This window comes from Streptomyces sp. NPDC058045 (assembly GCF_042885635.1).
Taxonomy (GTDB): Bacteria; Actinomycetota; Actinomycetes; order Streptomycetales; family Streptomycetaceae; genus Streptomyces.
In genome coordinates, this window is the sequence record NZ_JBHVRR010000004.1 from 184,872 (window position 1) to 196,766 (window position 11,895).

The following is an 11,895-nucleotide window of genomic DNA, read 5'->3' on the forward strand; positions in this document are numbered from 1 at the left end:
GCCGTACCGTGCCCCTCGCCACCGAGACCGCCGCCGACGGCCGCCGACGGCTCGTCGCCCGCCGCCCCGACAAGGGCCAGATCGTGGCCCTGCTGGCGATGGTCGTCGTCGCCCTGGTCTTCGTCTCCAAGGTGGACCTCGGCGGGCCCGCCAAGGCCTATCTGATCCCGGCGCTGCTGGTCGGCGCCGGGGTCGCCCTGGTATGGCGGCAGGCCGACAACGCGCGCCGCGCCCGCTGGATGGAGGCCGGCCGCCGCCGCACCACCCTCACCCTGGCCAGGTCCGCGGCCGGAGTCCTCCTCGTCGGCACCGGTGTCACCGCGATCTTCGTACTCCAGGGCTCCGCCCAGCACCTCGGCGCCGTACTCCAGGCCGCGCTCGCCGTGCTCGTCGGTATCGCCCTGCTCGCCGGGCCCTACCTGGTGCGGATGACGCAGGACCTGTCCGAGGAGCGGCTGATGCGCATCCGCGCCCAGGAACGCGCCGAAGTCGCCGCCCACGTCCACGACTCGGTGCTGCACACCCTCACCCTGATCCAGCGCAACGCGGACAGCCCCGGCGAGGTGCGGCGCCTGGCCCGCGCCCAGGAACGCGAACTGCGCGCCTGGCTGTACAAGCCGGACCGCGGCGAGCCCGAGGCCGACGAGGAGCCCGGCACCCTCGCCGAAGCGGTCCGCAAGCACGCCGCCGAGGTCGAGGACAAGCACGGCGTGCCCATCGAGGTGGTCGTCGTCGGCGACTGCCCCCTGGACGAGAAGATCACCGCACAGATGCAGGCCGCACGCGAAGCGATGGTCAACGCCGCCAAGTACGGTGGCGAGGGCGGCGCGGTGCAGGTGTACGCCGAGGCCGAGGACGGCACCGTCTTCGTCTCGGTACGCGACCGCGGTCCCGGATTCGACCTGGACTCGGTGCCCGCCGACCGGATGGGCGTAAGGGAATCGATCATCGGCCGGATGCGGCGGCACGGCGGCACCGCCCGCCTGCGGGCCGTACCCGACGGCGGTACCGAGGTCGAGCTGACGATGGAGAGGGCGGAGACCACGCCATGAGCGAGATGACCGAACCGACCGGCCCCGAGGGGCAGTTGGACGACTCCGGCCGCCGGGTGCGGGTCGTCCTCGTGGACGACCACCGCATGTTCCGCACCGGGGTCCAGGCGGAGATCGGCCGCACCGAGGAGACCGGCGTCGAGGTCGTCGGGGAGGCCGCCGACGTCGACCAGGCCGTCGACGTCATCAAGGCCACCCGGCCCGAGGTCGTCCTCCTCGATGTGCATCTGCCCGGCGGCGGAGGCGTCGAAGTCCTGCGCCGCAGCGCCGCGTTGATGACGGACGCCGAGCAGCCCGTACGCTTCCTCGCGCTCTCCGTGTCCGACGCCGCGGAGGACGTCATCGGTGTGATCCGCGGCGGCGCCCGCGGCTACGTCACCAAGACCATCACCGGCACCGACCTGGTCGACTCGATCTTCCGTGTCCAGGAAGGCGACGCGGTCTTCTCCCCGCGGCTCGCCGGCTTCGTCCTCGACGCCTTCGCCTCCACCGACGCCCCACCCGTCGACGAGGACCTCGACCGCCTCACCCAGCGCGAACGCGAAGTCCTCCGCCTCATCGCCCGCGGCTACGCCTACAAGGAGATCGCCAAGCAACTCTTCATCTCCGTCAAGACAGTCGAGTCCCACGTCTCCGCCGTCCTCCGCAAACTCCAGCTCTCCAACCGCCACGAACTGACCCGCTGGGCGACGGCACGACGGCTGGTGTGAGCAGCGGCTCACACCAGCAGTTCGCACCAGACCGTCTTGCCGATGCCGCACGGGCGGGGGTCCGCGCCCCAGTCCGCGGAGAGGGCGGCGACCAGGGTCAGTCCGCGGCCCGACTCCCCGTCCAGGTCGGGCTGTTGGGGCACGGGGAAGGTGTCGCCCGCGTCCGAGACCTCGATCCGCAGCCGCCCGCCGTCGAGCGTGCACCGCACCCAGATCTCCCGCCCGCGCGGCGCCCGGGCGTGCCGGTAGGCGTTGGTCACCAGCTCCGTCAGCAGCAACTCCGCGCTCTCCGTGGCCTCTTCGGGCAACCGCCACACCACGGCCCGCTCCCGCAACAGCTTCCGCACCCGCCCCGCACTACGGGCATGAGTCGACAACCGCCACTGGACGGAGAGCGGCGTGGGCGAAGGGGTCGGCGGCGAAGTGAGCGGCATACGGCGGTCCTTGACGATTTCAGGGGGTGGAGATCCGACGATTACGCAGCTCAGCGTCCGCGAACCTGCGTAGCCTCGACAGTGGCGACGCAGGTACCCAGCGTCGCTGTACACCGGCGGGACCCCGGGAGGCATGGGTGGCAGGGGCAGCATCAGAGGCACCGATCGCATGGCGCTACTGCGGCAGTCAGATCAAACTCTGGCGCGAACAGACAGGAGTGAGCCGCAACGCCCTCGCCGCGGAGGCCCACTACGACTACGAGTACGTCAAGTCGATGGAGAACGGCCGCCGCCGTCCCACGCGCCAACTCCTGCACGCGGCGGACCAGTTGTGCGGAGCGGGCGGGAAGCTGATCGCGGCGCAGGAGTATCTGAAGCCGGAGCCGTTTCCGGCGCGGACGCAGGCGTTTGTTGCGGTGGAGGCGGAGGCCATCGCAATGCATTCCTATGAGCCGCTGCTTATTCCGGGACTTCTCCAGACCGCGGAGTACGCACGTGCGTTGATTGGCAGCAGTTGTCCGCCCCTGGACGACGAGACCGTCGAGGAGCGCGTGACAGCCCGTGTGCGGCGGCAGGAGATCGTGGTGCGCAAGCCGGGCGTCATCTTCGGGTTCGTGATCTACGAGGCTGCGTTGCGGTCCGTGCTCGGCGACGCGGCGGTCATGCGCGAGCAGTTGATGCACCTGACGGAAGTCGGGCGCCAGCGCAACGTCTCAATTCAGGTGCTGCCGATTGGGCCGGGAGCGGGTGTCGCCTTGAACGGAGGCATCACCCTGCTAGAGACAGCAGATCACGTTGACTATGCCTTTGTTGAAGGGCAGGAGACCAGCGCGCTCTACGCCGAGGCAGACAAGGTGAGTGCGCTGACTCGGAAGCATGGCATGATTCGGATGCACGCGCTAAGCGTGGAAGAGTCGGCAAAGTTCATCGAGAAGGTGGCGGGGCAACTGTGAGCGATCGTCTGGCCTGGTTCAAGTCGAGCCACAGCGACAGCGACGGCGGCAACTGCCTCGAAGTCGCCTGGGAGCACACCGCAACCGTCACCGGAATCCGTTCCGTCCACGTCCGCGACTCCAAGCTCGGTGAGAGCGGCCCGACCTTCGCCGTGGACGCTGCCGCCTGGTCCGCGTTCCTGGAGTCGACGCCCCGCGTCTGACCCCCGCTTTGGCCGATTTCGCGTTCTTGACGGCAACTCCCCACCGTGCGGGACGATTTGGGCGTAACGACAGTGGCGCCGACCGCAGGTGGAGGAGTGGCCGTGAGCGATCGTCTGGCGTGGTTCAGGTCGAGCTACAGCGGGACCGAGGGCGGCAACTGCCTGGAAGTCGCCCTGGATTGGCGGAAGTCGAGCTACAGCAACAGTGAAGGCGGCAACTGCCTCGAAGTCGCCCGGCAGCGCACCGGTACCGGACCCCTCTCCATCCACGTCCGCGACTCCAAGCTCGGTGAGAGCAGCCCGACCTTCACCGTGGAGGCGTGCGCCTGGTCCGCCTTCCTCGGGGCGACGCCGCGTATCTGACTGACCGCTGGCCCCCGGATCAGCGGTGGCAGGCCGTACGGCGCTTCCCGTCAGTCCTCGGGCGCCCGGCGGAAGAGTGCCGTCCACAGGAAGCTCTTCCCGAAGTGGGCGGCGCCCGGGGGCTGTTCGCGCATACGGCGGACTTCGACGGGGGTCAGGTCGGAGAAGATCCAGCGGAGCTGGTCCGGGGTGTAGGCGAGGCCGCCGTGCAGGTGCCCGTCCCGGTAGAGGTCGGCGTCGGACCGCTCGGTGCCGGAGTCGGGCACACCGGCGGCGAAGCAGGTGAGGGCGAAGTGCCCACCGGGCGCGAGGTGTTGGTCGAGCAGCGCGAGGTAGCTGATGCGGCGGTGCGGCGGCAGGTGGTGGAAGCAGCCGGAGTCGTAGATCAGGTCGTACCGGCCGGTGAGCGCCGTGCCGGTGAGGGCGAAGGCGTCGCCCTGGTGGAAGCAGATGTCGGCGCCGGCGGCGCGGGCGCGTTCCGAGGCCCGGGCGAGCGCGGTGGGGGAGAGGTCCACCGCGTCGACCTCCGTGCCCTGGGCGGCGAGGTGGAGCGCGTTGCGACCGGTGCCGCAGCCGAGGTCGAGGGCGCGGCGGGGGTGCAGCAGGCCGCGGTCCAGGTAGTCGGCCAGGTTCTCGTCGGGGGCGGCGGTGGAGCAGAACGGGAGCGGTCTTGACCGGTCCTGGTAGCGGCGGTCCCACCACGCGCTGCCACCGTGCTCGGTCCACCGGTCGGCGTCCGGCGCGAACATCCGGTCCATGAGCCGCAGTAGGTCGTCCACCGTCCGCACGTTCCGCTCCATCACCACTCCCTCACCGCTCGGGCTTTTGTCGCCACGGGCGGGCCGAGAGTAGCTGCGGGAGGACGGAAAGGCCAGGTGGGGAGAGGTTCAGCCGGTGCGGGCGGTGGCTGTGGGGCGGCCTCTGAGCGCCGCGCGGAAGGTGGGTGGCCGTGGTTCCCCGAGGGGTGGGGGAACGGGTGCCGGTGGTGTGGTCCTGGGGCGTGCGGGGGCGGTGGGGCGGGCATCCCGGGCCACCGTTTCCAGTGGCCCGGGATGCCCCGGAGGGGTGCTCAACTCGCCCCGCCAGCACGGGACTTCAAGCGGTCGCCGTCGCGGGGTAGGTCAGCGGGCGAAGCCGTAGTCCATGAGCTTCTTCGCGTCGGTGGTGCGCTGCGTCTCCGAGGAGTCGGCGAGCACGGTGCCGACGACGGTGCGGCCGTTGCGGGTGGCGGCGAAGACCAGGCAGTAACCGGCCTCGGGGCCCGAGCCCGTCTTGACGCCGATGGTGCCGGTGTAGCCGCTGAGCAGCTTATTGGTGTTGGTCCACGACATATAGCGGTAGCCACCGCTCTTGGTGGTCACCTTCTGCTGGGTCGACTTGGTCTTCACCACGGTGCGGAAGGTGGAGTAACCGAGCGCGTTCGAGGCGAGTTTGCTGAGGTCGCGCGGGGTGGAGTAGTTGGCGCCCTTCCCGATGCCGTCGAAGGAGTCGAAGTGGGTGTTGGTCAGGCCCAGGCTCTTCGCGGTGGTGTTCATCTTCCCGATGAAGGAGGAGACCCGCTGGGTCCGGGTGGTACCGGTACCGAAGTGGTCGGCGAGCGCGTACGCCGCGTCACAGCCGGACGGCAGCATCAGCCCGTACAGCAACTGCCGGACGGTGACCTTGTCGCCGACGATGAGGCGCGCGGAGGACGCGTTCTTCGACACGATGTAGTCGCTGTAGGCCTTCTGGACGGTGACCTTGGCGTCCAGATTCAGACTCTTCTGGGCGAGCACCACCCGGGCCGTCATGATCTTGGTGGTGGATCCGGTGGAACGGCGGGTGTCGGCGGCCTTGGTGTAGAGGGTCTTGCCGTTGCCGCGGTCCATGACGAAGCCGCCCTTGGCGGTGATGCTCGGCTTGGCCGGGGTGGCGGCCTGCGCGGCGGGCGCGACGACCGCCCCCGCCGCCGTCACGGCGCCCGCCAGCACGGTGACCGCGGTCACTCGGCTCGCGCCGCTGATGCCGCCGATGTATCTGATGCCGGTCTTCAAGTGATTGCTCCAAATTGCCTTAAAGTGCGGGCACCTGAGAGTGCCGCGTGCACATAAGACGAACGAGAAGCCCCGATGGATGCGCAGAACGTCAACACTTGTCCTGTGTCCGTCTGTTCGGGGTGGACGGTATGGGGTGATTTGCTAAGGAAGTGGGTCGGATCTTCGAGATCGTCTACCCGGCAACACGAATATCAGCGAAGTGCCGTGGACCGGGTCGCCGGGGTCGTTCTACCGTCCCCATGGCGGCAGGAAACGACCCTGCGCCCGAGGAGGGGAACCATGGCGCGTGCCGAACTGACCCGCCTGACCGGCACCATCGGCGGACCCGACTGTGACGACGACGACTGCCCGAACGTCTACCGGACCGAGAACGGCTCCATCGTGGTCCAGGGTGTTGTGTCCGATACGTTCGTCCCGCCCTCCGGCGAAGTGCTGGCGGAGATTCCCGAGCATGTTCTGAGGGAGGCCGTCCGTGCTCTTGGATGGTGAGGACTGGCGTCGCTTCTTCGACGCCTTCGAAGGGGAAGCATGGCGGTTCGAGGCGCAGCCCACGTACACCATGCCCAAGGAGCAGGAGAACATCGCCCGCTTCCTCCGAGGTGAGGAGAAACCCGTCGGCCACAATGCCCGATGGCACGAACGAGTCCGCGGGTACGTCGAATCCGGTAAGCGTGTCGGTCGTGTGCGTATCGTGCGCCGTCCGCTCACCGACTATCAGCGGTATCAATTCGCCTGGGGTATCCCCGGAAACATCGCGGCGGGGGAAGACATCCGGATTCTGGATGTGACACACGAAGGGTTCGGTTGCCGCTCTCAGGCTCCGACTGGTGGATGTTCGACGACTCCCGCATAGCGCACCTGAACTTCCGCCCGGACGGAACGCAGATCAATCGGGAAGCGTACGACGGCGATGTCGGCCCGTACGGTGAGTGGAAACGGGTCGCCCTGGAGCACGCGGTACCTTTCGAGGAGTACGTGAAGGGCCTTGACGTTTGACCCGGACCGGCTGGGTCAGTCGAAAGCCGACCTGGCAGAGACACTCCGCGGCATCCGCGGGCGAGCCGGGCGTACTCAGGTCTGGCTCGCCCGGCGCTGCAATATCTCTCAGACCAAGCTGAGCAATATCGAGACCGGACGAGTCACGCCCGGTCCGGTGGATGTCGAGTTGATCCTCAGAGCCCTCGGCGTGCCACCGGAACTCCAGGCCGGGTCACCGCCCTCGCGCGGCTCGCCAACACGGAGTGGCAAGGCAAGCGGGCATCCTGGCGAAGAGGTCTGGAGAAGCGGCAAGCCGAACTGGCCGGCCTGGAAAGGGAAGCCACCGCACTGCGCTACTTTTTGCCCGCAATGGTGACGGGACTCCTGGCCACCCCCGAATACATCAGGGCCAGCCTCAGCAACTCCCCGGTGGACACGGCCAAGATGGTCGCCAGGAAGCTGGAACGGCAGGCAGTCCTCTACGACGGTGCGAAGGACTTCACGTTCCTTCTGACAGAACAAGCCGTCAGATGGGCATTGGTCCCGCCGGTGGCCATGGCTGTCCAGGTGGATCGGATCGCCTCGATCTCGCGTCTGCCCCATGTGCGTATCGGGATCATCCCCACGGGGACATTCGCCGGGCGTGGGCCGATGAACACCTTCACCGTGTACGGCCAACGGCTGGTGACCGTCGAGACATTCACCGGCCGTATCGTTTTCCAGGATGCCAAGGACATCGCGGAACATCTCGAAGTGTTCCGCGTGTTCGAGCATCACGCCTTGTTCGGCGAGGAAGCCAGATTGCTGCTCGGCCGGTGGGCCGCGGAGTACCGTGCGTGATCGTCTACCAGCCAACGCCAATAGGGCTGGGAAATCTACTCAGTTCCCGGGAAAATCGAATCTCGGACGGTCGGGCCACCGGGCGAGACGGGGTGGCCATGAGGTGCCGCAACGAGGAGGAACACCTATGCAGAATGCGCGCGCATTACTCACCCCCGCGGCGTTGGGGGGTGTCGTCGCGACCGTGGTCGACAACAACCCCGGTATGGAAGAGGCGACGGCTGAACGGATCGTGGTGGAAGCACTGAAGTTCATGGACGCCGCTGCCCGGTTCCCCACGGTCGAGATCACGCCGTCCCATGTGGTGGACGAGGGATGGCACGCCCTGATCCTGCACACGAACCTGTACGAGAAGCTGTGCGACCGCCTCGGGCGGTTTGTGCACCACTGGCCCGAGCTTCCCGATGCCGAGCGGTACGACGAGCACGCTCTCACCCGCACGGTGGCCGTCATCGAGCAGGCCGGGCACACCGTGGACAGCGAACTGTGGACAGGCCCGGCCAAGGCCCTGGTGCCGGTGGCGGCCAACTGCTCCCACACGCCCAAGCCCGGCGGCTGCGGCCCCATCAATCCGGGCAGGTGCGCTTCACACTGCTCGGGCGGTGGCGATGCCCAGGCCGGCCGCAAGCAGAGGAAGGCGGAAGGGTGAACGCTGAACAGGGCCGGCAAGTCGACGCTGTACTACGGAAGTTGGGAATTCCGGGTGTGGTCGCCCCGGAGGACCCGGAGAACCCTGCGGGGCTTTGGCGCGTGTACGACACGGCCGACCCCGCCACGCGCCGGGACGTGACGGCTGACGCACTGGCGGCGCTGGCCGCCAAGTACCCACCGGAGCAACCTCGTTCGGGGCCGACGCGAGGATTCGTCATCCCACCCGAGAACGAGTGACGCGCGGTGGTGAATCGTGCCGCCTCCCGGTATATGCCGCCCGTCAGCCCACCCTGGTCGCGCCCGCGAAGGGCATCTGGTTGATGGGGGCGATGCGGACCGGGGCGCTCGGGTTGGGGGCGTGGATCATCTGGCCGCCGCCGATGTAGATCCCCACATGGCTGATGCCGGAGTAGAAGAACACCAGGTCGCCTGGGCGGAGTTGGCCCTTGGAGACCCGGTGCCCGGCGTTGATCTGGGCGTAGGTGGTGCGCGGCAGGGAGATCCCGGCCGCCCGGTACGCGGCGAGGGTGAGCCCGGAGCAGTCGTAGGCGTGGGGGCCGGTGGCGCCCCACACATACGGCTTGCCGAGAGCGCTGCGGGCGTACGCCACCGCGGCGCCGGCCCGGGTGCCGGGGGCGGCGACCGGTGTTGTGGGGGCGGGGCGGTGGGCGGTGCGGGTGGGGTGGCCGGGCGAGGTGTGCCGGGCGGTGGCGCGGGCGCGTTCGGCGGCGGTCAGCCGGGAGAGCAACCGCCGTGCCTCGCCCAGCTTTCCGGTGACCCGCTGCTTCTCGCGCCGCAACTCGGCGCGGTGCGCGGCGAGTTCGCCCGCCTGCTGTCGCGCCGCCGACCGCAGCCGCTTCAGCTCGCCCAACTGCCGCTGTACTCCGGCGACTTGCTCGGTCTGCCGACTGCCCGCCCGCTCCGCGAGCGAGGCCCGCTCCAGGTACTGGTCCGGCTCGGAGGAGAGCGCCAACTGCACCGCGGGCGGCAGTCCTCCGGTCCGGTAGCGGGCGGCGGCGGCCGAACCCAGGGCGTTCCGGGCGTCGTTGAGGTGCTGGGTGCGGCGGGCCACCTGGTCCTGGAGGTCACCCAGGCGGCGTTCGGCGGCCTCGGCCTTCTCCTTGGCGCCGTTGTACCGGTCGGTGGCGGCCTCCGCCTGCTGGTAGAGCTTCGCCACTCTGGCCCGGACCTGCGCGGGGGAGGGGGCGGGTGCGGCGTGCACGGTGCCGTCCAGCGCGGTCGCGGTCGCCGCACCCGCCAGGGCGAGAGCGGCGGCGGTACGGCCGCGGCGGCCGGCGAGGAGCCGCCGGCCGGACTTTCTGTGCGCTGCCAAAGGGGCCACGTCCTTTCACTGCCTGCGCCGCCGCACCTCGACGGCATCCGGCGAAGGACGCTAGCCGCGAGCGTGACCGGTTCGTGACCCGCTGTACGCAAGTGACCGTACGGGAGCGGGTGTTGGCGGAAAGTGACGATCCGGGTGGGAGCGGAATCTCGCATTCCAATCAGGCTCCGACGGAACCGGCGATCCCCGGCCCCCGCCGCCTCCGCCGTGCTAACGGCCGCCCCACCGCCGTGCCTTACGCAGACCGGAAAGCACCCCCGGCCCGATGACCTGCCGGTACCCCCGGGCTAGGCTCCCGGCATGGACGTACTCCTCCATCTCTTCGTCGGGCTGCACATCATCGGTATCGCCTCGCTGCTGGGCGGCTTCCTCACCCAGATGAAGGCGATGGGCCAGGGGGCCGCCCGCTTCGTCCCGGCGATGCTGCACGGCGCGCTCACCATGCTGGTCACGGGGATAGCCCTGGTCGGCATCAACGAGTCCCAGCGCTACGGCCTCGACCACGTCAAGATCGGCCTGAAGCTGCTGATCCTCATCGTCATCCTGGGCCTGGTCTATGTGAAGCGCGACGAGGAGACGGTGGACAAGCGGCTGTTCGGCCTGGTCGGCCTGCTCACCACGGCGAACGTCTTCATCGCCGTGCTGTGGACCTGACCCCGCCCGCCCGCGCGGACGGGGTCACCCGTACCGCGGTTCAGGCGGGCCGCACCACGCTGTGGATCGGCATGTAGTAGATCGACTCGGTGCGGACGTTCGCCCCGGGCTTCGGCGCGTGGATCATGTTGCCGCCGCCGACGTAGATCCCGACATGGCTGATGTCGTTGTAGAAGAAGACCAGGTCGCCCGGCTTGGCGTTGTCCACCGAGACCGTGGTGCCGACCTTGACCTGGTCCCAGGTGGTGCGGGGCAGGGTGATACCGGCCGCCCGCCACGCGGCCTGGGTGAAGCCCGAGCAGTCGTAGGCGTTGGGGCCGGTGGCGCCCCACACATAGGGCTTGCCGATCTGGGCGCGGGCGAACGCCAGTACCTTCGCCGCCTTGGTCGCGTAGTCGCCGGACGAGCCACCGGAACCGGCGCCCGAACCGCCGGAGCCACCGGAACCGCCGCCGGTGTCCGAGCCCGAACCGCCAGAACCGCCGCCGCCCTCCTCCCGCTTCTTGCGTTCCTCCTCCTCGCGGCGCTTCTTCTCGGCGGCCTCCTTGCGGGCCTTCTCCTCCGCCTTGCGCCTGGCCTCTTCCTGCTTCTTCCGCTCGATCTCCGCGAGCCGCGCCTTCTCCTCGGCGGTCAGCTTCGACAGCAGCTTCCGCGCCGAACCCAGCTTCTGCTGCACGGTCTGCTTGGAATCGCGCAGCTCCTGCTGCGACTCGGTCAGCTTCGCCAGGCTCTTCGTCGCCTCGCGCCGCTTCTTCGCCGTCGCGACCTGCTCCTTCTGGTAGTCGTCGACGGCGCTCTTCTGGCGCGAGGTGAGCCGCTTCATCAGATGGCTCTGGTCGAAGTACTGGTCCGGGTCGTCCGCCAGCATCAGCGTCGCGGTGTCCGAGACACCGCCGGTGCGGTACTGGGCGGCGGCGAACGAACCCAGCTCCGTACGCGCCGTGTTGAGCTGCTCGGTGCGCGCGGCGACCTGGTCGAGCAGCTTGTCCGCGGCCTTGCGCTGCTCCGCGGTGCGGACCTTCGCCGCGTTGTACTTCTCGGTGGCGACACCCGCGTCGTGGTACAGGCCGTCGACCTTCTTCTGCACCTCCTCCAGGCTGGGCTTGGGCTTCTCGGGCGCGGCCTGCGCGCTCTGCGAGAGCAGTGCCACCGAGGTGAGGGCGGCGGTGGTGATACCCAGCGCCGGGGAGGTGCGCATCCCGGCGATACGAGTGCCTGTGTTCCGCGGCTTGCGGTGCGACGCCAAGGCCGGCGACTCCTTCCGTGGACCGCCTACCGGGTTAGCTGTCGGGTTCGGGCTGGAACGGAAGGTCGCCCTACGGCCCGGTGGGACCGATTCACCCCAAGGTCGTGTGGGTCCCCGGCTCCGGCTGCCTCGGGGGCGCACCGGACTCGGCGGGGGCCGCCCGTGCCGGCGTCGGTTCGCCGACGGGGATACGGGCCGCCCGTGCCGGGCACGCTAGCCAACTCGCGTGGTGGATGTGAAGGTTGGTGTTCCATTTGTCCGATACATTTCCGTGACTTTCGCGCTGGGTGAAGGGCCGAACGCGCTCGGTGTTCGAAGTGCGGGCGTGTCGTGGGGGCGGGGTGAGCGATTAACGGTCGCCGGGACGGGGCAGCCGCTTCCGCGGGCGGGCAGTCGTCAACTGGCCCGTGCGGTAAGGGGATTGATGTGCGTC

General features: G+C 69.1%; 13 protein-coding genes, 2 pseudogenes and 1 riboswitch. Of the genes and pseudogenes, 10 read left to right on the forward strand and 5 right to left on the reverse strand.

The features are described 5' to 3' along the window. Positions 1–1,052 (forward strand): sensor histidine kinase (locus ACFVST_RS04795; RefSeq protein ID WP_390146895.1); only part of this gene is annotated, 1,052 nt, incomplete at its 5' end. Further along, positions 1,049–1,762, forward strand: coding sequence for a LuxR C-terminal-related transcriptional regulator (locus tag ACFVST_RS04800; RefSeq protein ID WP_390146896.1), 714 nt, complete (start codon positions 1,049–1,051; stop codon positions 1,760–1,762). The genes ACFVST_RS04795 and ACFVST_RS04800, both read left to right, overlap by 4 nt. A gap of 8 nt (positions 1,763–1,770) precedes the next feature. Here the strand turns inward: ACFVST_RS04800 and ACFVST_RS04805 are convergent, their stop codons facing one another. After that, on the reverse strand, positions 1,771–2,196 hold the full coding sequence (locus ACFVST_RS04805) for an ATP-binding protein (protein WP_390146898.1): 426 nt from the start codon (positions 2,194–2,196) through the stop codon (positions 1,771–1,773). Positions 2,197–2,333: 137 nt separating this feature from the next. Here ACFVST_RS04805 and ACFVST_RS04810 point away from each other — a divergent pair, with 137 nt between their 5' ends. From ACFVST_RS04810 to ACFVST_RS04820, 3 genes are all read left to right on the forward strand, one after another. After that, positions 2,334–3,149: a helix-turn-helix domain-containing protein gene (locus tag ACFVST_RS04810; RefSeq protein WP_390146900.1), complete on the forward strand. Its 816-nt coding sequence runs from the start codon at positions 2,334–2,336 to the stop codon at positions 3,147–3,149. Beyond that, a complete protein-coding gene (locus ACFVST_RS04815) occupies positions 3,146–3,352 on the forward strand; it encodes a DUF397 domain-containing protein (RefSeq protein ID WP_390146902.1) in 207 nt (68 codons plus the stop codon). The genes ACFVST_RS04810 and ACFVST_RS04815 overlap by 4 nt, the downstream gene beginning before the upstream one ends. 102 nt (positions 3,353–3,454) lie before the next feature. Then, positions 3,455–3,715, forward strand: coding sequence for a DUF397 domain-containing protein (locus tag ACFVST_RS04820; protein ID WP_390146904.1), 261 nt, complete (start codon positions 3,455–3,457; stop codon positions 3,713–3,715). A 50-nt stretch (positions 3,716–3,765) separates the two neighbouring features. Here the strand turns inward: ACFVST_RS04820 and ACFVST_RS04825 are convergent, their stop codons facing one another. Together ACFVST_RS04825 and ACFVST_RS04830 are read right to left on the reverse strand one after the other, a co-directional pair. Next, complete coding sequence (locus ACFVST_RS04825) at positions 3,766–4,515, reverse strand: class I SAM-dependent methyltransferase (RefSeq protein ID WP_390146906.1); 750 nt, start codon at positions 4,513–4,515, stop codon at positions 3,766–3,768. A 321-nt stretch (positions 4,516–4,836) separates the two neighbouring features. Then, positions 4,837–5,727, reverse strand: coding sequence for a D-alanyl-D-alanine carboxypeptidase family protein (locus tag ACFVST_RS04830; RefSeq protein WP_390146945.1), 891 nt, complete (start codon positions 5,725–5,727; stop codon positions 4,837–4,839). Between the two features lie 303 nt (positions 5,728–6,030). On the opposite strand from ACFVST_RS04830, the gene ACFVST_RS04835 reads away from it, so the two are divergent. The 4 genes and pseudogenes from ACFVST_RS04835 to ACFVST_RS04850 all read left to right on the forward strand — a co-directional run bounded on the left by ACFVST_RS04835 (position 6,031) and on the right by ACFVST_RS04850 (position 8,218). Further along, positions 6,031–6,240: a hypothetical protein gene (locus ACFVST_RS04835; RefSeq protein WP_390146907.1), complete on the forward strand. Its 210-nt coding sequence runs from the start codon at positions 6,031–6,033 to the stop codon at positions 6,238–6,240. Further along, positions 6,224–6,747: pseudogene (locus tag ACFVST_RS04840) on the forward strand (DUF6879 family protein). Before ACFVST_RS04835 ends, ACFVST_RS04840 begins: the two are co-directional and overlap by 17 nt. Then, positions 6,737–7,569: pseudogene (locus ACFVST_RS04845) on the forward strand (helix-turn-helix domain-containing protein). Before ACFVST_RS04840 ends, ACFVST_RS04845 begins: the two co-directional pseudogenes overlap by 11 nt. Positions 7,570–7,696: 127 nt before the next feature. After that, a complete protein-coding gene (locus tag ACFVST_RS04850; RefSeq protein WP_390146909.1) occupies positions 7,697–8,218 on the forward strand; it encodes a glycine-rich domain-containing protein in 522 nt (173 codons plus the stop codon). A gap of 282 nt (positions 8,219–8,500) precedes the next feature. On the opposite strand, the gene ACFVST_RS04855 is transcribed toward ACFVST_RS04850, so the two are convergent. Next, positions 8,501–9,553: an NlpC/P60 family protein gene (locus ACFVST_RS04855; RefSeq protein WP_390146911.1), complete on the reverse strand. Its 1,053-nt coding sequence runs from the start codon at positions 9,551–9,553 to the stop codon at positions 8,501–8,503. Between the two features lie 309 nt (positions 9,554–9,862). Here ACFVST_RS04855 and ACFVST_RS04860 point away from each other — a divergent pair, with 309 nt between their 5' ends. Then, positions 9,863–10,216 carry a hypothetical protein gene (locus tag ACFVST_RS04860; protein ID WP_390146913.1) on the forward strand — a complete coding sequence of 118 codons (354 nt, stop codon included), beginning with the start codon at positions 9,863–9,865 and terminating at the stop codon, positions 10,214–10,216. A 40-nt stretch (positions 10,217–10,256) separates the two neighbouring features. Here the strand turns inward: ACFVST_RS04860 and ACFVST_RS04865 are convergent, their stop codons facing one another. Then, on the reverse strand, positions 10,257–11,462 hold the full coding sequence (locus ACFVST_RS04865) for an NlpC/P60 family protein (RefSeq protein WP_390146914.1): 1,206 nt from the start codon (positions 11,460–11,462) through the stop codon (positions 10,257–10,259). A gap of 7 nt (positions 11,463–11,469) precedes the next feature. Continuing rightward, positions 11,470–11,624, reverse strand: a riboswitch (cyclic di-AMP (ydaO/yuaA leader). Positions 11,625–11,895 lie beyond the last annotated feature (271 nt).

Coding starts and splice junctions, on each gene's coding strand:
- ACFVST_RS04805 (WP_390146898.1), bottom strand. CDS start 2,196: ATGCCGCTCACTTCGCCGCCGACCCCTTCGCCCACGCCGCTCTCCGTC.
- ACFVST_RS04825 (WP_390146906.1), bottom strand. CDS start 4,515: ATGGAGCGGAACGTGCGGACGGTGGACGACCTACTGCGGCTCATGGAC.
- ACFVST_RS04800 (WP_390146896.1), top strand. CDS start 1,049: ATGAGCGAGATGACCGAACCGACCGGCCCCGAGGGGCAGTTGGACGAC.
- ACFVST_RS04835 (WP_390146907.1), top strand. CDS start 6,031: ATGGCGCGTGCCGAACTGACCCGCCTGACCGGCACCATCGGCGGACCC.
- ACFVST_RS04860 (WP_390146913.1), top strand. CDS start 9,863: ATGGACGTACTCCTCCATCTCTTCGTCGGGCTGCACATCATCGGTATC.
- ACFVST_RS04850 (WP_390146909.1), top strand. CDS start 7,697: ATGCAGAATGCGCGCGCATTACTCACCCCCGCGGCGTTGGGGGGTGTC.